Annotated in this window: 18 protein-coding genes; 8 read left to right on the plus strand and 10 right to left on the minus strand. The window is 69.1% G+C overall.

All coding sequences use genetic code 11. The features are described from left to right. Positions 1-45: 45 nt before the first annotated feature. From ABIE41_RS04755 to tesB, 3 genes are all read right to left on the minus strand, one after another. A complete protein-coding gene (locus ABIE41_RS04755) occupies positions 46-1518 on the minus strand; it encodes an ammonium transporter (protein WP_192643642.1) in 1473 nt (490 codons plus the stop codon). A gap of 32 nt (positions 1519-1550) precedes the next feature. Further along, positions 1551-1889, minus strand: coding sequence for a P-II family nitrogen regulator (locus tag ABIE41_RS04760; protein ID WP_054141588.1), 339 nt, complete (start codon positions 1887-1889; stop codon positions 1551-1553). Positions 1890-2126: 237 nt separating this feature from the next. Next, positions 2127-2996 (minus strand): acyl-CoA thioesterase II, encoded by an 870-nt coding sequence (gene tesB, locus ABIE41_RS04765; protein ID WP_192643643.1) that lies wholly within the window; start codon positions 2994-2996, stop codon positions 2127-2129. A 149-nt stretch (positions 2997-3145) separates the two neighbouring features. Between tesB and ABIE41_RS04770 the strand changes: the two genes are divergently transcribed. After that, positions 3146-4393, plus strand: coding sequence for a ubiquinone biosynthesis hydroxylase (locus ABIE41_RS04770; RefSeq protein ID WP_192643644.1), 1248 nt, complete (start codon positions 3146-3148; stop codon positions 4391-4393). A 105-nt stretch (positions 4394-4498) separates the two neighbouring features. On the opposite strand, the gene ABIE41_RS04775 is transcribed toward ABIE41_RS04770, so the two are convergent. Continuing rightward, complete coding sequence (locus tag ABIE41_RS04775; RefSeq protein ID WP_192643645.1) at positions 4499-4699, minus strand: Trm112 family protein; 201 nt, start codon at positions 4697-4699, stop codon at positions 4499-4501. A gap of 26 nt (positions 4700-4725) precedes the next feature. Further along, a complete protein-coding gene (locus ABIE41_RS04780) occupies positions 4726-9561 on the minus strand; it encodes an NAD-glutamate dehydrogenase (protein ID WP_192643646.1) in 4836 nt (1611 codons plus the stop codon). Positions 9562-9734: 173 nt separating this feature from the next. On the opposite strand from ABIE41_RS04780, the gene ABIE41_RS04785 reads away from it, so the two are divergent. Next, positions 9735-10283, plus strand: coding sequence for a peroxidase-related enzyme (locus ABIE41_RS04785; RefSeq protein WP_210321014.1), 549 nt, complete (start codon positions 9735-9737; stop codon positions 10281-10283). A gap of 363 nt (positions 10284-10646) precedes the next feature. After that, entirely contained in the window at positions 10647-11015 is a 369-nt protein-coding gene (locus ABIE41_RS04790; RefSeq protein WP_192643648.1) for a DUF2794 domain-containing protein, read from the plus strand. A 9-nt stretch (positions 11016-11024) separates the two neighbouring features. On the opposite strand, the gene ABIE41_RS04795 is transcribed toward ABIE41_RS04790, so the two are convergent. The 4 genes from ABIE41_RS04795 to ABIE41_RS04810 all read right to left on the minus strand — a co-directional run bounded on the left by ABIE41_RS04795 (position 11025) and on the right by ABIE41_RS04810 (position 15990). Further along, positions 11025-11561 carry a GNAT family N-acetyltransferase gene (locus ABIE41_RS04795; RefSeq protein ID WP_192643649.1) on the minus strand — a complete coding sequence of 179 codons (537 nt, stop codon included), beginning with the start codon at positions 11559-11561 and terminating at the stop codon, positions 11025-11027. Positions 11562-11661: 100 nt separating this feature from the next. Next, positions 11662-12438, minus strand: a complete 777-nt coding sequence (locus ABIE41_RS04800) for a Bax inhibitor-1/YccA family protein (RefSeq protein ID WP_192643650.1) — start codon at positions 12436-12438, stop codon at positions 11662-11664. Between the two features lie 218 nt (positions 12439-12656). Beyond that, positions 12657-15251, minus strand: coding sequence for an ABC transporter permease (locus ABIE41_RS04805; RefSeq protein ID WP_192643651.1), 2595 nt, complete (start codon positions 15249-15251; stop codon positions 12657-12659). Between the two features lies 1 nt (position 15252). Then, complete coding sequence (locus ABIE41_RS04810) at positions 15253-15990, minus strand: ABC transporter ATP-binding protein (RefSeq protein ID WP_354191779.1); 738 nt, start codon at positions 15988-15990, stop codon at positions 15253-15255. A gap of 174 nt (positions 15991-16164) precedes the next feature. Between ABIE41_RS04810 and ABIE41_RS04815 the strand changes: the two genes are divergently transcribed. The 4 genes from ABIE41_RS04815 (at position 16165) to ABIE41_RS04830 (ending at position 18874) form a co-directional block, all read left to right on the plus strand. Further along, a complete protein-coding gene (locus ABIE41_RS04815; RefSeq protein WP_354191780.1) occupies positions 16165-16773 on the plus strand; it encodes an arylesterase in 609 nt (202 codons plus the stop codon). A gap of 87 nt (positions 16774-16860) precedes the next feature. Beyond that, entirely contained in the window at positions 16861-17916 is a 1056-nt protein-coding gene (locus tag ABIE41_RS04820) for an aldo/keto reductase (protein WP_192643654.1), read from the plus strand. 86 nt (positions 17917-18002) lie between these two features. After that, positions 18003-18581 carry an RNA 2',3'-cyclic phosphodiesterase gene (gene thpR / locus ABIE41_RS04825; RefSeq protein ID WP_192643655.1) on the plus strand — a complete coding sequence of 193 codons (579 nt, stop codon included), beginning with the start codon at positions 18003-18005 and terminating at the stop codon, positions 18579-18581. A gap of 2 nt (positions 18582-18583) precedes the next feature. Then, complete coding sequence (locus ABIE41_RS04830) at positions 18584-18874, plus strand: 4a-hydroxytetrahydrobiopterin dehydratase (RefSeq protein ID WP_069053161.1); 291 nt, start codon at positions 18584-18586, stop codon at positions 18872-18874. Between the two features lie 9 nt (positions 18875-18883). Here ABIE41_RS04830 and ABIE41_RS04835 read toward each other — a convergent pair whose 3' ends face one another. Continuing rightward, positions 18884-19639: a pseudouridine synthase family protein gene (locus ABIE41_RS04835; protein ID WP_192643656.1), complete on the minus strand. Its 756-nt coding sequence runs from the start codon at positions 19637-19639 to the stop codon at positions 18884-18886. A gap of 73 nt (positions 19640-19712) precedes the next feature. Between ABIE41_RS04835 and ftsY the strand changes: the two genes are divergently transcribed. Beyond that, the gene (ftsY, locus tag ABIE41_RS04840; protein WP_192643657.1) at positions 19713-20909 is read left to right on the plus strand and encodes a signal recognition particle-docking protein FtsY; all 1197 of its coding nucleotides are present in this window, start codon (positions 19713-19715) and stop codon (positions 20907-20909) included. Positions 20910-20959 lie beyond the last annotated feature (50 nt).

The following is a 20959-nucleotide window of genomic DNA, read 5'->3' on the forward strand; positions in this document are numbered from 1 at the left end:
GGATGATGATGTGGTGGCCGGTCGAGCCCGGCCGGGCGCCTGTCCTCAGGCGTGGTAGGCGCGCTCGCCATGCTCGGCGATGTCGAGGCCCTCGCGCTCCGCATCGGGGGCGACGCGCAGGCCGACGATCACATCGACGATCTTGAAGAGGATCAGCGAGCCGACGCCGCTGAAGACCAGCGTGAACAGCACGGCCTTGACCTGGGCCATGAAGGCGGTGCCGAACTCATAGGCGCCGACCGCCAGTTCGCCGGGCTTCGAGCTGTAGTCCGGGATGCCCGCGCCGCCGAGATCGACATTGACGAGAATGCCGGTGGCGAGCGCACCCAGGATGCCGCCGATGCAGTGGATGCCGAAGACGTCGAGCGAGTCGTCGTAGCCGAGCGCGTTCTTCACCGTCGAGCAGAAGACGAAGCAGACCGTGCCGGAGACGAAGCCGAGGATGATGCAGCCCATCGGGCCGGCGAAGCCTGCGGCCGGGGTAACGGCGACGAGGCCGGCCACCGCGCCGGAGACCATGCCGAGCATCGAGGGCTTGCCCTTGACCGCCCATTCCACGAACAGCCAGGCGACGGCTGCGGCGGCGGTGGCGACGAAGGTGTTGACCATCGCGAGCGCGGCGGTGCCGTTGGCCTCGAGGTTCGAGCCGGCGTTGAAGCCGAACCAACCGACCCAGAGCAGGGCGCCGCCGATCAGGGTCATGGTCAGCGAGTGCGGGGCCATCAGCTCCTTGCCGTAGCCGATGCGCTTGCCGATCAGGATGCAGCCGACGAGGCCGGCGATGCCCGCATTGATGTGCACCACGGTGCCGCCGGCGAAGTCGAGCGCGCCCCACTTGAAGAGCATGCCGGCATCGGCGTTGACGGCGTCGAGCGCAGCCTGCGCGGCCGCCTTGCCGTCGGCGCCGGCCTCGGCGAGCGCCTTGGCAGCGTTGCCGACCGCATCCGGGCCACCCCAGTACCAGACCATATGGGCCATCGGGAAGTAGATGAAGGTGACCCAGAGGACGGTGAAGAGCAGCAGCGCCGAGAACTTCATGCGCTCGGCGAAGGCGCCGACGATGAGGGCCGGGGTGATGCAGGCGAAGGTCATCTGGAAGGCCAGATAGACATATTCGGGGATGACGACGCCGTTGGAGAAGGTGGCGACGGTGGTGGTGGCGTCGACGCCGCGCAGGAAGGCCTTCGAGAAGCCGCCGACATAGTCGTTCAGGCCGCCGCCATTGGTGAAGGCGAGCGAGTAGCCGAAGATCACCCACATCAGGGCGACGATGCTCACGATCGCGAACACCTGAGTGAGGACGGAGAGCATGTTCTTGCTGCGGACGAGGCCGCCATAGAACAGGGCGAGGCCCGGGATCGTCATGAGGAAGACCAGGACGGTCGAGCTCATCATGAAGGCGACGTCACCCTTGTTGGGGACGGGCGCGGGGGCGGCGGGCGTCTGGGCGAGCGCGCCGCCGGCGGCGGCGAGCGCCAGCGCGACGAGCCCGACCCGGCTGATGGTCTTGAAGTGCATCGTTTGAAACTCCTCGGAAGGATCGCGTGTGATCAGAGGGCGTCGCCGTCGGTCTCGCCGGTGCGGATGCGCACGGCCTTCTCGATCGACGAAACGAAAATCTTGCCGTCGCCGATCTGGCCGGTGCGGGCGGCTGCCGTGATCGCCTCGATCACCTTGCCGACCAGCTCGTCGGACACGGCGACCTCGATCTTGATCTTGGGCAGGAAGCTCACGGCGTATTCGGCGCCACGGTAGATCTCGGTATGGCCCTTCTGGCGGCCATAGCCCTTCACCTCGGTCACGGTCAGGCCGTGCACGCCGATGGCGGTGAGCCCGTCGCGCACCTCCTCCAGCTTGAACGGCTTGATGATAGCCATCACGATCTTCATTGCTGGGTTTCCCCGTTTCGCCGCCCGGAAGTCAGCCCCGGCGATCCTGTTGCGCCTCGCGCGCCTGTCATCGCGGCGCGTCGGCGGTCGCAATTCAAGGCCCGTGCCAACTGGCGGCGCAGGGCGGGGGAGAGGCGGCATGCAATGGGAATCGCCGCACGGGAGTGATTCCGGCGCGGGCACGCTGCCCAGAAATCGAGCGGTTGATGAATTTAGGGGCTGTTGCCTAGAAGATAATCAGACGCGGTCCGGCCGCGGCCGGACCAGGCCTTCCTGAGCGACCGAGGCGACAAGCCGGCCCTGCCGGTCGAAGACCAGCCCGCGCGAGAAGCCGCGCGCGCCCGAGGCGGAGGGGCTGTCCTGCGCATAGAGCAGCCATTCGTCCGCGCGGAACGGCCGGTGAAACCAGAGCGCATGGTCGAGACTGGCGGCCTGCACCGTCGGATCGAAGACGGTGGTGCCATGGGCGATCAGGCTCGAATCGAGCAGCATCAGGTCCGAGGCATAGGCGAGCACGGCCTGATGGACCGCCGGATCGTCAGGCAGGGGCTGCATCGCCCGGATCCAGACATGGAAGCGCGGCTCCATCGTCTCGCCGGTGCCGGCATAGCGGCGCAGCTCGACCGGGCGGATCTCGATCGGCCGTTCGCGCTGGTAATAGGCGCGCACGGCCTTGGGCATGTTGGGCAGGATGTCGCGGCTCATCGCGTCGCGATCGGGCAGATCCTCCGGCGGCGGCACGTCGGGCATCGGCATCTGGTGGTCGTAGCCGGTCTCCTCCACCTGGAAGGAGGCGGACATGGCGAAGATGGCCTCGCCTTTCTGGATCGCCAGCACGCGCCGGGTCGTGAAGGAGCGGCCGTCGCGCAGCCGGTCGACCTCGTAGATGATCGGGATCTCGGGATCGCCGCCGAGCAGGAAATAGGCGTGCAGGGAATGGGGCTGGCGGCCCTCCACCGTCTTGCAGGCGGCGTAGAGCGATTGCGCGATGACCTGCCCGCCGAAGACGCGCGGCCAGCCGACGCGGGGGCTGCGACCCCGGAACAGATTGCGCTCGAGCGGCTCGAGGTCGAGGATCGACATCAGGGAGTCGCTGATCTGGGACATGGTCGAACAGGCTCTGGCGGCGGGCGGGTTGACGGTGAAGCCGGCATGCGCGCACAGCAGCCGCCGGTTCCGCCGCATCAGCACCGACCCGTCCCGGATCGTCAAGGCGGGAGGGGCACGCGCTCCCGTGGCGATGAGGAGGATGGCGCATGAGCGAGCAGACACGGCCGAGCGAGGTGATCGTCATCGCCGGCGGCGGCATTGCCGGGCTTTCGCTGGCGCTTGCGCTGAAGCAGGCGCTCGGGAACGCCTTCGCGGTCATCGTCGCCGATCCGGTGTTCGCGCGCCCGGGGCTACCCGATACGCGCGCCTATGCGGTCGCCGCGGCGGCCCAAGCGATGCTCACCTCGCTCGGCATCTGGGACAAGATCGCGGACGGCGCGCAGGCCATGACCGAGATGGTCGTCTCCGACAGCCGCAGCGGCGATGTCGTGAGGCCGGTCTTTCTGACCTTCGACGGCGAGGTCGAGCCGGGGCAGCCCTTCGCCCATATGGTCGGCAGCGGGGCACTGATCGAGGCGCTGACCGCCGCCTGCCGCGAGGCGGGCGTCCAGCTGCGGGGCGAGGGCGTGGCGCGCTTCGACAGCGGCGAGGCGGGTGTCAGCGTCGTGCTCGCGGGCGGCGAAGCGTTGCGGGCCCGGCTGCTCGTCGCGGCGGATGGAGCCCGCTCGAGGCTGCGCGAGCAGGCCGGCATCGGCTGGGTCGGCTGGGATTACGCCCAGTCGGGGCTGGTGGCGACGATCGGCCATGAGCGGCCGCATGGCGGGCGGGCGGTCGAGCATTTCCTGCCGTCGGGCCCCTTCGCGATCCTGCCGCTCAGCGATGGCGGGCGGCTGGGGCATCGCTCCTCGATGGTCTGGAGCGAGCGCAATGAGAACGTGCCGGCGCTGCTTTCGCTCGACGAGGAGGGCATGCTCGCGGAAATCGAACGGCGCTTCGGACTGGAACTCGGCGAGATCGCGCTGGAGAGCCCGGTGATGGCGCATCCGCTCGGCTTCGGCGTGGCGCGCCGCTTCGTCGGCGAGCGGCTGGCCCTGCTCGGCGACGCCGCGCATGTGATCCATCCGATCGCCGGCCAGGGTCTCAATCTCGGCCTCAAGGATGTCGCGGCGCTGGCCGAGATCATCGTCGATGCCGCTCGTCTCGGGCTCGATCCGGGCGCTGGCGATGTGCTCGAGGGCTATGAGCAGGCGCGACGCTTCGACACGGTGGCGATGGGCGCGGTCACGGACGGGCTCAACCGGCTGTTTTCCAACGACGCGACGCCGCTGCGGCTGGCGCGCGATCTGGGCCTGGGGCTGGTCGATCGGCTGCCGGGGCTGAAGCGCTTCTTCATCCGCGAGGCGGCGGGTGTCGCCGGTGCGCCGCCGCGTCTGCTGCGCGGCGAGGCGCTCTGAAGGGGTACGTCATGGTCGGGCTTGACCCGACCATCTCTGTCCGGACGTGATCGGCAGGAGATTCTCGGGTCTCCGCTGCGCTTCGCCCGAGAATGACGCCGTCTCTCACTCGTCCAGCGGGCGGGCTTCCTCGGGCAGCATGATCGGGATGCCGTCGCGGATCGGATAGGCGAGCTTCGCAGCGCGGCTGATCAGCTCCTGTTTCGCGGCGTCATACTCCAGCGTCGCCTTGGTCAGCGGGCAGACGAGGATTTCCAGCAGCTTCGGGTCGATCCGGCTGGCGGTATCGGGAACGGACTCGGTCATCGCAGGGCTTTCGGTTGGGTGGGCGCTCAGGCGCCCTTGCGGGGCAGATCGGCCAGCATGCCGGCCGCCACCATGAGTTTCGGGAGGGAGAGGCCGGACGCCGCGATGGCTTGGACGGTGCTGCGGCAGCGCTCGACATCGCTGCGGCGCGCCTCCTGCCAGGCGTCGAGGCCCGTGCCGCCCGCCGCGATCTCGCGGGTCAGGCCGGCCTGGGCGTCGAACAGCGTCTCGACGGCCCGCTCGCGGGCGAGCCGCTCGTAATCATCGGTGGCCGGCACGGCCGCGGCCGCGGTCGCGAGAGCCGACAGGCCGAAGATCGAATCGACTCCGAAATGAATCGCGGCGACGGAGGCGATGTCGCTGCCGGTCTGCCCGGCGATGTCGACGATTTCGGTCGCCTGGGCCAGGGTCGGCAGGCTGGCGATGCGTGCGGAGAGGTCGGCGGGCACGCCTTCAGCCGTCAGCACGGCGATGCGCGCCTGGCGGGCCTGGGCCTGGATGTCCGGCAGCAGCGTTTCAAGGGTCTCGGCCAGGGCGGCGACGCCGGCGCGGTAATGCGAGACGGTCGCCTCGATGGCGCCGGGCTTGGCCGCGCCGCGGCGCAGGAACCAGCCCATACGGTCGCGCAGCAGGTCCTGAACGGCGCCGTAGAGCGCGAGCTGGACCTTGCCGGGCAGCTTCGCGTCGAGCGCGTCGATCGCGCCGTTGAGCGAGATCAGGTCGAAGGCGTCGCGCGCCACGGCATAGGCGGCGGCGATCGCGGGGATCTCGGCATGGGTGAGTGCTGAGAGCACCGGCACCAGCGTCGGCCCGCCCCGGTTGACGATGGCGTTGGCGAGCTGCGTCGCGACGATCTCGCGGCGCAGCTTGTGGCCGGCGATGTCGCCGGTATAGCGCTCGCGCAGCGCCTGCGGGAAGTACCGGACCAGCTCGCTGTTGAGATAGAGGTCGTCGGGGACGTCGGATTCCAGCAGCGCATCGTGCAAGGCGAGCTTGGCATAGGCGAGCAGCACGGCGAGCTCGGGTCGCGTCAGCGCCTCGCCGCGCTTCTCGCGCTCGGCCAGCACCGCGTCGCTCGGCAGGTACTCGACCGTGCGGTCGAGACGGCCCTGCGTCTCCAGCGTCTGCATCAGGTAGCGCAGGCCCGGCGTCGCGCCGGTGCCGCGGGCTTCGGTGAGCGAAAGCGCCAGCGTCTGCAGGTAGTTGTTGCGCAGGACGAGCTGGCCGACCTCTTCGGTCATCTCCGCAAGCAGGGCGTTGCGGGCCTCTTCCGGCAGGCGGCCATCCTGGACCGGGCCGGCGAGCGCGATCTTGATGTTGACCTCGACGTCCGAGGTGTTGACGCCGGCGGAGTTGTCGATCGCGTCGGTGTTGAGGCGGATGCCGGCGCGGGCGGCCTCGATGCGGCCGCGCTGGGTCACGCCGAGATTGGCGCCCTCGCCGATCACGCGGGCGCCGACCTCGCCGCCGCTGATGCGGATCGGGTCGTTGGCGCGGTCGCCGACCTGCGCGTCGCTCTCGTCGGAGGCGCGGATATAGGTGCCGATGCCGCCGAACCAGAGCAGATCGACCTTCGCCTTCAGGATCGCGGTCATCAGCTCCGGCGGAGAGACCTCGGCCTTGGACAGGCCGAGCAGAGCCTGCACGGCCGGCGAGAGCGGAATGCTCTTGGCCTGGCGCGAGAAGACGCCGCCGCCGGCCGAGATCAGGCTCTTGTCGTAGTCCTGCCAGGAGGAGCGCGGCAGGTCGAACAGGCGCTGGCGCTCGGCCAGCGACCTGGCCGGGTCGGGATCGGGATCGAGGAAGATGTCGCGGTGGTCGAACGCCGCGACCAGCCTGATCGCTGGCGAGAGCAGCATGCCGTTGCCGAAGACGTCGCCCGACATGTCGCCGACGCCCGCCACGGTGAAGGGCGTGGTCTGGATGTCGATGTCGACCTCGCGGAAATGCCGCTTCACCGCTTCCCAGGCGCCGCGGGCGGTGATGCCCATCTTCTTGTGGTCGTAGCCCTGCGAGCCGCCCGAGGCGAAGGCGTCGCCGAGCCAGTGGTGCTTTTCCAGCGAGAGCGCGTTGGCGGTATCGGAGAAGGTCGCCGTGCCCTTGTCGGCGGCGACGACGAGATAGGGATCGTCGCCGTCGTGGCGAACCGTGTCGGCCGGCGGAATCACCGTCTCGCCGTCGAGATTGTCGGTCAGCTCGAGCAGGGTGCGCACGAAGATGCGGTAGCTCTCGGTGCCCTCGGCGAACCAGGCGGCGCGGTCCGAAGCCGGCGGCAGGTGCTTGGGCACGAAGCCGCCCTTGGCGCCGACGGGCACGATGACCGCGTTCTTGACCTGCTGCGCCTTGACGAGGCCGAGCACCTCGGTGCGGAAATCCTGCGGCCGGTCGGACCAGCGCAGGCCACCGCGTGCGACCTTGCCGAAGCGCAGATGGATGCCCTCGACGCGCGGCGAATAGACGAAGATCTCGTAGAGCGGGCGCGGCAGCGGCAGCGAATCGACCTTGGCGCAGTCGTATTTGATCGAGATCGTGCCGCGCGGCTGCCCGTCGGGGCCGATCTGGAAGAAATTGGTGCGCAGGGCCGCGTCGATCAGGTTGACGAGGCGACGCAGGATGCGGTCCTCGTCGAGGCTGCTGACGGCGTCGAGCGCGGTCTCGATCGCCCGGCGCTCGCCCTCCATCTTCTCACCGCGCTCACCCTCGCCGAGGCGGGGATCGAATTTCGCGATGAAGAGTGCGACCAGCCCGGCGGCGATGGCGGGATGACGCGCCAGCGCGTCGGCAATGTAGCCCTGCGCATAGGGCGCCCCGACCTGGCGCAGATAGCGCCCGAGCGCCCGCAGCAGCGAGGCTTCGCGCCAGGCGAGCCCCGCCGCCAGCACGAGCTGGTCGAAGCGGTCCGACTCGGCGAGCCCGCGGAACTGCGCCATCATCGCAGCTTCGAGCGCGGGCCCGAGGCGGGAGACGTCGATCTCGCCGTCGTCGGCGCGCTCCAGCGTCATGTCGTGGAGCCAGACGCGGGTGGTGTCGGCGGCCTCGCCGGCGGCCGGCTGCGGCGTGATGTTGTAGGTCCGCTCGTTGACGACGCGGAAACCCATGTTCTCCAGCACCGGCACGCGGGCCGAGAGCGAGATCGCCGCGCCCCGTGAGAAGACCTTGAGATTGGCGCGCGTCGCCGGGTCGCCCTCGCGGCGGTAGAGATCGACGGAGCGCGGCCGCTCGGCGCTCATGCGCTGCAGCAGGTCGATATCGGCCAGCGTCTCTGTGGGAGAGAAACGGTCGCGATAGGCGGCCCCGAAGGCCTCGGCATAGCGCTCGGCCAGCGCACGGGCTGCCGGGCCGGAGCGTTGCGCGTCGAGCACGTCCTTCAGGCCGTCGCTCCAGGTCCGCACGATCGCCGTGATGCCGGCTTCCAGCGTCGGGCGGTCGATGCGGGGCGTTTTCCCCTCGTCGCGGCCGATGATGTAGTGCGTGCGGGCGAGCGGCCCCTCGGGATAGGCCGGGTAGGCGGCCGAGATCCGGCCCTGATAGATGCCTGCCAGGAACTCGCCGACGCGGCGGCGCACGCGGGTGTCGTAGCGGTCCTTGGGGATGAAAACGAGGATCGAGACGAAGCGGTCGAACTCGTCGACGCGGGCCAGCGCGCGGATGCGCGGCCGCTCGGTGAGCTGGAGGATGGCGAGCGCGAAGCTCTCCAGTGTCGCGGCGTCGATCTGGAAAAGCTCGTCGCGCGGATAGGCGTCGAGCACGTTGTAGAGGGCGCGGCCGGAATAGCTCGCCGGATCGAAGCCGATGTTCTTGGCGACGCGGGCGACCTTGAGCCGCAGATACGGGATGGCGAGCGCGCTGCCGGTATAGGCGTTCGAGGTCAGCAGACCGACGATGCGCAATTCGCCGTCGAGCCGCCCGTCGGGCGTGAACAGCTTGACGCCGACATAGTCGAGATGGACGCGGCGGTGCACCCGGCTCTTGACGTTGGCCTTGGTGATGATCAGCGCCTGCGGCTTGGCCAGGAAGGCGCGGATCTCCGGCGTGACGGTGACCATCTCGCGGTTCTTGCGGAGCACCTTCACCGCCGGATCGCGCAGGATACCGAGGCCGGAGCCCTCGATCGGGTCGGCGGCCGCATCGCCGTTCGGGAAGCGGTAGGCGCGGATGCCGAGCAGGGTGAAGTTGTCGCCGGCGATCCATTCGAGGAATTGCAGCGCCTCGGAGACCTCGTCCTCCGGCAGCGGCGGCGGGTTGCCGCGATAGGCCTGGATCACCTCGGTGATGCGGCCGCGCATCGCGGCCCAATCCTCGACCGCCAGGCCGACATCGGTATAGACGCGCTCGAGGCCGATACGCAGACGGTCGCGCGCCTCGGGCGAATCGATGCGTTCGAGCACGATCTGGATCAGGCTCTCGCGGCGCGTGCCTTCCGGGGCGCGGCCGGCGGCTTCGCCGGCGAGCGAGAGGAAGGCGCCGTCCGCGGCGCGCGCGACGGCGAGGATGGGGTGCGAGACGAGGCGCGGCTCGTAACCCTGGTCGGCCAGCTCGGCCAGCGTCGAGTCGAGCAGGAACGGCTTGTTCTCGTTGACGACCTCGAGAATCGTGAGCTGACGCTCGCGGCCCTCGCCGGCATAGGCCTCGTCGCGGAAACGCAGATTGATCGCCTCGGGCGCGCGCGGAGCGCTCAGATGGTCGAAGGCGGCGGCGGCGGCGCGGGCGAGCAGTTCGGGTGGGAGCGCCTCGAGATCCTCGGCGACGGCGCGTCCGTAGAGCAGGCGGGGGAACTCGGCGGGCATCGAACCGGACAGGCCGGCTGCGGCACCCTCGATGGCGGAAACGGCCGCCGCCGCCTGGTTCACGCGCTTGCCCATGGTCCACCCCTGTTATTTTGCCGCAGCGATGACATAGGCTGGGGCGCCTTTCAATCTCGGCGCAGCGCCGGGATCAGGCTCCCGACGACACGACAGGACGTACCATGGCGGCCAATCATGACAAACCGAAGCCCGGCGAGGCGCCCTCCCGGCAGGGTCTCGACGAGCCCGCGATGGCGCTCGGCCTGCCGCAGGGCACGCTCTCGGCGGCGAATCAGGCCTATTTCGATAAATGCCTCGAGAAGCTCGGCTTCGTGCCGAACGTGCTCGTGGCCTATGCCCATGACGACGCCAAGCTCTCGGCCTTCGCGGCCTTCTACAACGACCTGATGCTGGCGCCTTCGGGGCTGTCGAAGCTGGAGCGCGAGATGATCGCGGTCGCGGTGTCGAGCGTAAACCGCTGCTATTACTGTCTGACGGCCCATGGCGCCGCGGTGCGCCAGCTCTCGCAGGATCCGGTGCTCGGCGAGCTGATGGCGATGAACCATCGCGCGGCCGACCTGCCGCCGCGCCACCGGGCGATGCTCGACTTCGCGGTGAAGCTGACGGAGGCGCCCCATCTCATCGGCGAGGGCGACCGGCAGGGCCTGCGCGAGGTCGGCTTCTCGGAGCGGGACATCTGGGATGTGTCGGCGGTGGCGGCGTTCTTCAACATGTCGAACCGCATGGCCTCTGCGGTCGATATGCGGCCAAACGCCGAGTATCACGCGCAGGCCCGCTGAAGCCGCGGGCCCGAGCAGTGGCACCAAAGAAAAACGGCCGGCGCGAAACGCCAGCCGCTGAGTTGGCCCCGACTGAACTGGCCCGGCCCCGCACGATCCGCGGGGGGCTGGGGGGCTGACAAACCGAAGATCGGCGAAGCCGGGCCGTCGAGGCAACGTCGGCATCAGACCCACGCAACAGGGCGGCCGCTTGGCCCGATCGCGGCGAAAATGCGGCGATGCTGACGAAGCCGTGATGGCCCACCAGCCACGCCAACGGCTTCGCAGAGGCGGGGAGGATTGCTTGCCAGCGCAGCATCTCGGGCGCATCATTCTCCGCCCAATCTCAAAGCGAGCCCTCGCGGCCGCGAATCGGGAGGCGCCATGAGCGAGAGCGAGACGCCGCAATCGCAGGCGGGCAACGGGGTGATTCCCTTTCCCGCTCCCGCAAAGCCAGCCACGGTCACGTTCGATCGTCGGGAATTGTCCGAGCTGCTCAATCTCTACGGACGCATGGTGGCCGCCGGCGAATGGCGCGACTACGCGATCGATTTCCTCAAGGATCAGGCGCAGTTCTCGGTCTATCGGCGCTCCTCGGAGGTGCCGCTCTACCGCATCGTCAAGGATCCCGCGCTCGCCAAGCGACAGGGAGCCTATTCGGTCGTCGCGGCGACGGGGCTCGTTCTGAAGCGCGGCACCGAGCTGTCCCGCGTGCTGCGCGTGCTAGACAAGAAACTGAGCGTGGTCGGCTGAGGCCGCCGCTCAGAGCGAGGGCGGGGTGCGATCCCCCTCGCCGAGGTCCTTCTGCATCAGCATCTGGTCGAGCCAGCGACCGTGCTTGAAGCCGACCTTCTCGGCCACTCCGATCAGGCGGAAGCCGGCCCGCTCGTGCAGGCGCCGCGAGCCAATGGATGCGCCCGTGCCGTCGCCGATGACGGCGATCATCTGGCGGAAGCCGCGGCGGGCGCAGTCCTGCATCAGTGCGTCGAGCAGGGCGCGGCCGACACCCGCCCCCTGGGCGTCGGGGGCGATGTAGATCGAGTTCTCGACCGTGCTGCGGTAGGCCGGGCGAGGCCGATAGGCGCCGGCATAGGCATAGCCCACCACCCGACCGTCACGCTCGGCGACGAAATAGGGGTAGCCGCCCGCGCAGATGGCGTCGAATCGCTTCAGCATCTCGGTCTCATCGGGGGCTTCGAGCTCCCAGGAGGCCGTGCCGTGGCGAACGGCGTGCCCGTAGATCGCGGCGATGGCGGAGATGTCGGCCGCTGTGGCGGGGCGGATCGCAGGCGCTGTCATGCCGCGATTGTCCGTGCCCCGCGCCAAAAGAAAAGCCCCGGCCGTGAGGCCGGGGCTCGGTGTTTTCGCATGCCTGCCCGGATGAGGGGCAGGGAGTGGATCACTCCTGCTTGCTGCCGAACAGCGAGAGCAGCATCTGGAACATGTTGATGAAGTTCAGGTAGAGCGACAGCGCGCCGTTCACCGAGAGCTTCGCGGCCGATTCCGCATCCATGTCCGAGTAGAGATACATCTCCTTCAGGCGCTGGGTGTCCCAGGCGGTCAGGCCGGCGAAGACCAGCACGCCGATCGCTGAGACGGCGAAGGACAGGGCGCTGGACTGCAGGAAGATGTTGACCACCGAAGCGATCACGAGGCCGATCAGGCCCATGATCAGGAACGAACCCATCGCCGACAGCGACTTCTTCGTGGTGTAGCCGTAGAGGCTCAGCGCACCGAAGGTCGCGGCGGTGATGAAGAACACCTTGGTGATCGATTCACCCGTGTAGACCACGAAGATCGACGACAGCGACACGCCCATCACCGCCGCGAAGGCGAAGAACATGGCCCGCGCGGACGAGGAGCTCATGCTCTCCGCCTTGAACGAGAAGAAAAAGATGAAGGCGAGCGGCGCCAGCATCACGACCCACTTCAGCGGGCTGAGATAGAGCGCCTGGCCGAGCGGGGTCAGCGCCGTGACCTTGCCGGTCGGCGAGACACCGGCGATCGCCAGCATCGAGATGCCGATCGCGGCGAGGCCGGTGATGGCCAGGCCGATCGACATGTTGTTGTAGACGCCGAGCATGAACGAGCGCAGGCCCTGATCCATCTCGACGGCGCTGGTCTGCTGTGCGCGGCCGGCACCCCAGACTGGAGCATTGCGGTCGAAGTTGCTCATGGAGCGAGTTTCCCCTGAGGTTGATTTCCGGACCGACACCCCGCGGGCGGGGTCCGGTCATCGCTCACAACAGTGGCGATATGCGGAATATGAGGGGGTTGCCCGGTCCTTACAAGGGGGCCTCATGGTTAAACGGAGTCGCCCATAGAAACGCGGCCCTCTCCCCATGCAAAACGCCGGGGCCTCCATGTCTAGCCAGAGTCGTCGCCGGCCAGTCGTCACAAATTTCTCAGGTGAGAAGCCGGCGCTTTCGACAGTATTTGCAGCGTGCCCGCCAGCCCGAACAGAACGGTCACACCGATTGCGGCAGTCGCGGCCAGTAATGCGCCCGTCGGGTCACTGACGAATTCGATCTTCATCACTTGGGTCACGACGCCCCAGCCCGCGAGAGCGCCCGCGACAACGCCGAACAGCGCGGAGACGAGGCCGATGGCGGCGTATTCGAGGGCGTACGACGAAAGTATGAAGCGGCGGGTGGCGCCGAGGGTCTTCAGGATCATGGCGTCGTAGAGTCGCGCCCGCTGCCCGGCGGCCAATGCACCGCCCAGAACGAGCAGGCTTGCGGCGATAGCGAGGCCCGAGGCCCCGCGGATCGCCGTGGCGAGCTGGGCGACGATCGTGTTGACCGCCTCGAGCGCGTCCTTGACGCGCACGGCCGTCACCGAGGGGAACTCGACTGCCAGACGGCGCAGCAGTGCGGCATCGGTGGAGGCGCCCGCAGCCGCCGCGCCGCCGGCCGGCGTGATCGTCGCCAGATTGGTGTGGGGCGCGCCGGCGAAGGTGTTGGGCGAGAACAGCATCACGAAGTTGATGCCGAGCGAGCGCCATTCGATGCCGCGCAGATTGGCGACGCGGGCGGTGATGTTGCGGCCCAGCACGTTGACGGTGAGGCGGTCGCCGATCTTGAGGCCGATGCCTTCGGCGATCTGGGCGTCGAAGGAAACCAGCGGCTCGCCGCGATAGTCGGCCGGCCACCACTCTCCCTGCGCGATGCGCGAACCCTCGGGGATCGCCTGCGCATAGGTGATGCCGCGGTCGCCGTCGAGAATCCAGGCCGCCTGCTCGGTGGCCTTGATGTCCTCGGCGCGGACGCCGTTGATGGAGACAATGCGACCGCGCATCATCGGCACGCGGTCCAGTGCAGCGCCCGGCCGCTCCTCGCGCAGCAGCGCGTCGAAGCGGGCCGATTCGGCGTTGGGGATGTCCAGGAAGAAGAAGCTCGGCGCCTTCTGGGGCAGGGCCTGCGTCAATTGCCGGGTCAGGCTGGTGTCGATGAAGGCGAGCGCCGAGAGCAGGGCGACACCCAGCCCGAGCGACAGCACGAGTGAAGGCGTGAGCGCGCCGGGGCGGTGGCTGTTGGCCAGCGCCATGCGCAGCGAGGGGTTCTTCGGCCGCGGCAGCCGGCGCGCCAGGGCCATCAGGCCCCAGGACACGCCGCGCAGCAGCAGGAAGATGCCGGCCATCACCGCGATGTAGATCATGGCGATGCGCCGGTCATAGGCGAAGAGCAGCGCCACGCCGACGAGACCGGCCATCGCCGCCAGGCAAAGCGCGAGATAGATTGCACGGGGCCGACGCGCATCGGGCGCGATCTGATCCCGGAAGAGAGCCGAGACCGGGACGTCATGCGCGCGGCCGAGCGGCAGGATGGCGAAGACCAGCGCGGTGAGCAGGCCATAGAGCGCGGCGACGCCGAGTTCGCCGGGCGCCAATGTGGGCTCGAAGGGGACCGGCAGGACGGATTTGAGCGCGGCACCAAGCGCAAACGGTGCGGCGGCGCCGAGAACGAGACCGATCGCGGTACCGAGCGCCGCGACCAGCATCACCTCGGTCAGATGAATGGCGACGACGCGGCCGCCGGTGGCGCCGACCGCCTTCATGGTGGCGAAGTCGAGCTTCTTGGCCTCGACGAAGCGGCGCACCGCATTGGCGACGCCGACGCCGCCGACCAGCAGGGCGGTGAGCCCGACGAGCGTCAGGAACTGGGTGAAGCGTTCGAGATTGCGCTGAAAGCCGGGATTGGCGTTGGCGCGGGAGCGGATCTCCCAGCCCGCATCGCGCTGCTGCGCGCCGGCATCGGCGATCAGGGCCGCGAGGTCGGCATCGCTCGAGGCCAGCGGCGGCAGGGCGACGCGGTAGGTCCAGCGCACCAGGCTTCCCGGCTGGAGGAGGCCGGTGGCGCGCAGCGCGTCCTGCGAGATCAGCAGCCTGGGGCCGAAGCCGACGCCGGCGGCGATCTTGTCGGGCTCGGAAACAAGGTTGGCGCGCAGCTGCACGCGCGCCGAGCCCACGGAGACGATATCTCCCGGCTTCAGGTCGAGACGGCCGAGCAGAACCGGGTCGGCAACGGCCCCGAAGACGCCGTCGCGCGGGGCCAGCAGTTCCGCGACGGAGCCCGCTGGGTCAGTGACCAGCTCGCCGATGCCAGGATAGCCGCCATCGACCGCCTTGATCTCGACGAGGGCCGCGCCCTTGTCGCCGGCATTGGCCATGCCGCGCATGGTGGCGATGGTCGAGACCGTGCCGCGCCCGGTGAGGAAAGCCAGTTCCTGCGGCGTCGCCTCGCGGTGGATCAGCCCGAAGGCCGCGTCGCCGCCGAGGATGCGCCGCCCCTCCCGGGAGAGACCCTCGGTCAGGCCGCGCGAGGCCGAGGCGACGGCGGCGATCGTCATCACGCCGAGTGCAAGGCAGGCGATGAAGACGCCGAAGCCGCGAAAGCCGCCGCGCAGGTCGCGCCAGGCGAGGCGCAGCGCGAGTGCGACCAGCGGGGCGCCGGCCGGGGAGGCCGGGAGAGGCTTGACGGTGCCGTGCATCTCAGAGCGCCGCCATGTCGGCGGAAGCCTGGGGCTGCTCCGCGGTTTCGATGCGCCCGGCGCGCAGGCGCACGGTGCGGTCGCAGAGCGCGGCCAGGGACAGGTCGTGGGTGACGAGGACCAGCGTCGCGCCGCGCTCGCGGCGAAGCGCGAAGATCAGGTCGACGATCGAGCGGCCGGTGCTCTCGTCGAGATTGCCGGTCGGTTCGTCGGCAACGAGGATGGCGGGGTCGGGCGCCACGGCTCGTGCGATGGCGACGCGCTGCTGCTCGCCGCCCGAGAGCTGGGCCGGGTAATGGTCCATGCGGGCGCCAAGACCGACATTGCGCAGTTCGGCCTCGGCGCGGGCGAAGGCATCGCCGACGCCCGCGAGTTCGAGCGGCAGGGCAACGTTCTCGCGCGCCGTCATCGTCGGGACGAGGTGGAAAGACTGGAAGACGATGCCGATATGGCGGCCGCGGAAGACGGCGAGCCCGTCCTCGTCGAGCGCGCCGAGATCCTGGCCGGCGACCTTGACCATGCCGCTGTCGGGCCGCTCCAGGCCGGCCATCGTCATCAGCAGGGTCGACTTGCCGGAGCCGGAGGGACCGACGAGGCCGGTCGCCTGGCCGGAGGCCAGCGACAAAGAAACACCTTTGAGGATATGGACGCGGGCGGCCGCACGCCCCAAACTAAGCTCAACATCCCGCAATTCGATCGCCGGCTGATCCGTCGGTGGGACGCGCGTATCGCTCATCATCCAATGATCCTGACTTCGATATCCATCAGCGACCCTGCTCGCAGCCAAAAGCGGTCCGAGCAGGGCAAGCCGTCATGTCGTGCCCCAGAGCCGCGATATGGGCGCCGCCTCGCGCTTGTCCAATCTCTCTGCGCCGCTTTTCTGCTCTGTCTCTCCCTGCTGCCGGTCTCGACCATGGCCCAGACTCCGCCCCCGAGCCCCGGTTCCGCCCCGGCGCGCACGCTGAAACTGGTCGCTCTCGGCGACAGTCTGACCGCCGGCTACAATCTGCCGGCCAGCGCCGCCTTCCCGCCGGTGCTGGAGCAGGCGCTGCGCGCCAAGGGGCACGCTGTCGAGATCGTGAACGCCGGCGTCTCCGGCGACACCGTGCAGGGCGGGCTCGATCGGCTTGACTGGTCTGTGGCTGACGGCACCGACGGCGTCATCCTCGAGCTCGGTGCCAACGACGCCCTGCGCGGGCTCGACCCGGCAGCGACGCGGAAAGGCCTCGAGGCGATCATTACGCGTCTGAAGGCGCGGGGCATCCCGGTGCTGCTCGCCGGCATGTACGCGCCGCGCAATCTCGGCACGGAGTATGCAACACGCTTCGACAGCATCTACCCCGAGCTTGCGAAGGCTCACGGGCTGGTGCTCTACCCCTTCTTCCTGGAGGGCATCGCGGGCGACCGCGTGCTCAACCAGCCCGATCTGCTCCACCCCACGGCCGAGGGCGTCCGCGTCATCGTCCGCAACATCCTGCCTACGGTCGAGCGCTTCCTCGCGACGCTGCCGGCCAAGCCCTGATCCCTGCGGGCCGTCGCGCCCGTCCGACCGCCTTCCCCATCTGCTCGACGCGCGTCCTTCGCCCGCCGCTTCCGGAGTTGCTTAGCCATGGAATATCGTCGTCTCGGCCGCACCGATCTCGAGGTGTCGGTGATCTGCCTGGGAACCATGACCTATGGCGAGCAGAACACCGAGGCCGAGGGCCACGCGCAGATGGATTATGCGCTCGACCAGGGCGTGAATTTCTTCGACACGGCCGAGCTCTACTCGATCCCGCCCAAGGCGGAGACGCAAGGTTCGACGGAGCGGATCCTCGGCACCTGGTTCAAGGCGCGCGGCAACCGCGACAAGGTCATCCTCGCCTCCAAGGTCTGCGGGCGCGGCGCCAACACCTGGTTCCGCGACGACAAGAGCCCGACGCGTGTCACGCGCAAGCAGATCCGCGAGGCGGTTGAGAAGAGCCTGCAGCGGCTGCAGACGGACTATATCGACCTCTACCAGATCCATTTCCCTGAGCGGCCGATGCCCTGGGGCTCGAACCCGACGCGCTTCTCGAAGGCCGCCTTCGAGCGCCCCGACGACGAGACCCCGATCGCCGAGCAGCTCGACGCCTTCGCGGAGATCGTCAAGGAGGGCAAGATCCGGCATCTCGGCCTCTCCAATGAGAGCGCCTGGGGCACGATGAGCTTCGTGCGCGACGCCGAGACCCGCGGCGGGCCGCGGGTGCAGTCGATCCAGAATTCCTACAACATGCTCAACCGCACCTTCGAGACGGCGCTCGCCGAAATCGCGATCCGCGAGGATGTCGGGCTGCTCGCCTATTCGCCGCTCGGCCAGGGCTTCCTGACCGGCAAATATCTCGACGGTGCCCGGCCAGCGGGCGCGCGCACGACGCTGTTCGACCGCGGCCAGCGCTACCAGACGCCGGGCGCGGAGGATGCGATCAAGCGCTACATGGCGTTGGCGCGCGAGCACGGGCTCGACCCGGCGCAGATGGCGCTGGCCTTCGTGAATTCCCGCGCCTTCGTCACCGCCAACATCATCGGGGCGACCTCGATGGAGCAGCTCAAGACCGATATCGCCTCGATCGCGGTCACGCTGTCGCCGGAGATCGAGGCCGGGATCGACGCGATCCATCAGCTCGTCGGCAATCCCTGCCCCTGATAGGTCCCAAGGGCGCTGCCTCGCGGGGCAGCGCCTGCCCGGCATTTCGTCTCGCCAGAGTCACAAAAAACTGGCACTGATTCGGCATGCCGAGGCTGTTCACAGCGCTTGAGATTCCTGCCGAGGTCGCTGCGGCCCTGACGCCGCATCGGGGCGGATTGTCCGGGGCGCGCTGGATCGAGCCTGCCGATTACCACATCACGCTGCGCTTCCTGGGCGATGTCGACCGGCGCACCGCCAACGATGTCGATGCCTTTCTCGGCGACATCCAATCCTATCCCTTCGAGATCACGCTGGATGCGCTGGGCACCTTCGGCGGCGACAAGCCGCGCGCGGTCTATGCGCGGGTTCAGCCGACGCCGCGGCTGACCGAGCTTCAGGCCGATCTCGAGCGGCTGATGCGGCGTCTCGGCCTGCCAGCGGAGGGCCGCAAATTCGTGCCGCATGTCACGCTGGCGCGGCTGCGCGACACCTCCCCGCTCGACGTGGCGCATTTCCTCAGCCTGCACCCGATCGTCCGGCCGATCAGCTTCACGGCGCGGCGGCTGGCCTTGATGTCGTCGCGCGATTCGGTCGGCGGCGGGCCCTATGTGCTGGAGGCGGCCTATCCGCTCGGCCCGTCCTATCCGAACCGGCCGATTCGGGCAGACCATCAGCGGAGATGACCATGCCCAAGCGACTCGGCCCCGATGCCCTGCAGGAGGCGCTGACGACGCTGACCGGGTGGAAACTCGTCGAGGGGCGCGAAGCCATGACCAAGCGCTATGTCTTCCGCGATTTCAGCGAGGCCTTCGGGTGGATGACACGGGTCGCGCTGCTGGCCGAGGCGATGGGTCACCATCCCGAGTGGTTCAACGTCTACCGCACCGTGGAGGTGACGCTGGCAACGCATGATGCGGGCGGGCTGACGGAACTCGACGTCCGCCTCGCCCATGCCATGGATGCGCTGCGCCCGTAGTTTGAGGCGCTATTCGCGCCAGCCGCAGGCCCGCAGCGCGGCCAGCATATGCGGCGGCGGCGGGGCCTCGACCCGGATCGGCGGCTTCTTGCGATAGAGCGGCACGGTGACGGAGCGGGCATGAAGCTGCAGGCCCGGCCCGCCCTCGCGCGGGGCATCGCCATAGATCTCGTCGCCCAGCATCGGCCAGCCCGATTCGGCGCAATGGACCCGCAATTGATGGGTGCGGCCGGTCAGCGGCTCCAGCTCGAGCCAGGCGAGCGGGCCGGCTTCGCCTTGCCCTCGTCCCCTCACCCGGTAGCGCGTCTGGGAGGGCAGGCCGTCGGGATCGACCTTCATCCACCAGCCGCGATCCGGCGCGCGCTTGCCGAGTGGCAGGTCGATCAGCCCCGACTCGGCGGCCGGATCGCCCTGCACGATCGCCCAGTAGGTCTTGTCGATCCCGCCTTCGCGGAACATCTGGTTGAGCTCGGCCATGGCGCGGGGATGGCGGCCGAGAATCAGGCAACCCGAGGTGTCCTTGTCGAGGCGGTGCGCGGCCTCGGGCCGGCGCGGCAGGCCGAAGCGCAGCGCGTCGAGATGGTCGGTCAGGACGGGAATGACCCGGCGCTTGGCCTGGGGGCCGCGATGCGAGGGCAGGCCGGCCGGCTTGTCGATGACCAGCATCATCGCGTCGCGGTAGAGCAGCGGGAACGGCAGTTCGGGCTCGGGCCGGCTGGAATCCGGGCTCGGCTGCGAAATCTCTGGTCGCTCGGGCGTGGTCATGGCATTGCGCTAGCGAAGGCCTCCCTTGGGCGCAAGCACGAGCCGCTGCGCGGCAGAGGCGACGGAACGAGTGATGAGCGAGAACGAACCGAAGAAGCGCGGCTTCTTTTCGAGATTGTTCGGCGTCGAGCCCGAGCCCGAGACGCCTGCGTCGTCCGCGCCACCGGCGCCGGCGCCAGCGCCGGTGCCGCCCGAGGCTCCGGCCACGGACAGCCTGATCGCGCCCCCGGCCGTGCCGGCCGAAGCCATGCCGCTGCCGGTCGCCATGCCCGAGCCGGCCCCCGTGCAGGCTGCGCCCATCCTGAGCGCGCCGGTTGCCGCACCTGTGCCTGCGCCCGAGCCGAAGCGGAGCTGGTGGCGCCGCCTGACCGAGGGGCTGTCGCGGACCTCCTCGGCGCTCACGACCGGCATCACCGACCTCTTCACCAAGCGCAAGCTCGATGCCGGCACGCTGGAAGACCTCGAGGACATCCTGATCCAGGCCGATCTCGGTCTGGCCACCGCCGCCCGCGTTGCCAAGGCGGTCGGCGAGGGGCGCTACGACCGGCAGATCGAGCCCTCCGAGGTCAAGGCGATCCTGGCGCGCGAGGTCGAGGCGATCCTGTCGCCCGTCGCCCAGCCGCTGGTGATCGACGCCACGAAAAAGCCGTTCGTGATCCTGATGGTCGGCGTCAACGGCTCCGGCAAGACGACGACGATCGGCAAGCTGGCGGCCAAGTTCCGGGCTGAGGGCCGGTCGGTCATGCTGGCGGCAGGCGATACCTTCCGCGCGGCGGCGATCGAGCAGCTCAAGGTCTGGGGCGAGCGCACGGGGGCGGAGGTCGTCTCCGGCAACCAGGGAGCGGACGCCTCGGGGCTCGCCTTCGAGGCGCTGCAGAAGGCGAAGGCCGCCGGTACGGATGTGCTGCTGGTCGACACCGCCGGGCGGTTGCAGAACAAGACCGGGCTGATGGACGAACTCGCCAAGGTGGTCCGCGTCATCCGCAAGCTCGATCCGGAGGCTCCCCATGCGGCGCTGCTCGTGCTCGATGCCACGGTCGGGCAGAATGCGCTCAGCCAGGTCGAGGCGTTCGGCGATACGGCCGGGGTGACCGGGCTGGTGATGACCAAGCTCGACGGCACGGCGCGCGGCGGCATCCTGGTGGCGCTGGCGGCGAAATTCGGCCTGCCGGTGCATTTCATCGGCGTCGGCGAGGGCGTCGAGGATCTGGAGCCGTTCTCGGCGCGCGATTTCGCGCGGGCGGTGTCCGGTTTGGACGAAGCGGCGTGACAGCTCGCGGCATCAGGCCGCCGGCGCAGACAGGCAGGACGAGATGAGCG

Origin of the sequence: Bosea sp. OAE506, assembly GCF_040546595.1 — a bacterium.
Taxonomy (GTDB): domain Bacteria; phylum Pseudomonadota; class Alphaproteobacteria; order Rhizobiales; family Beijerinckiaceae; genus Allobosea.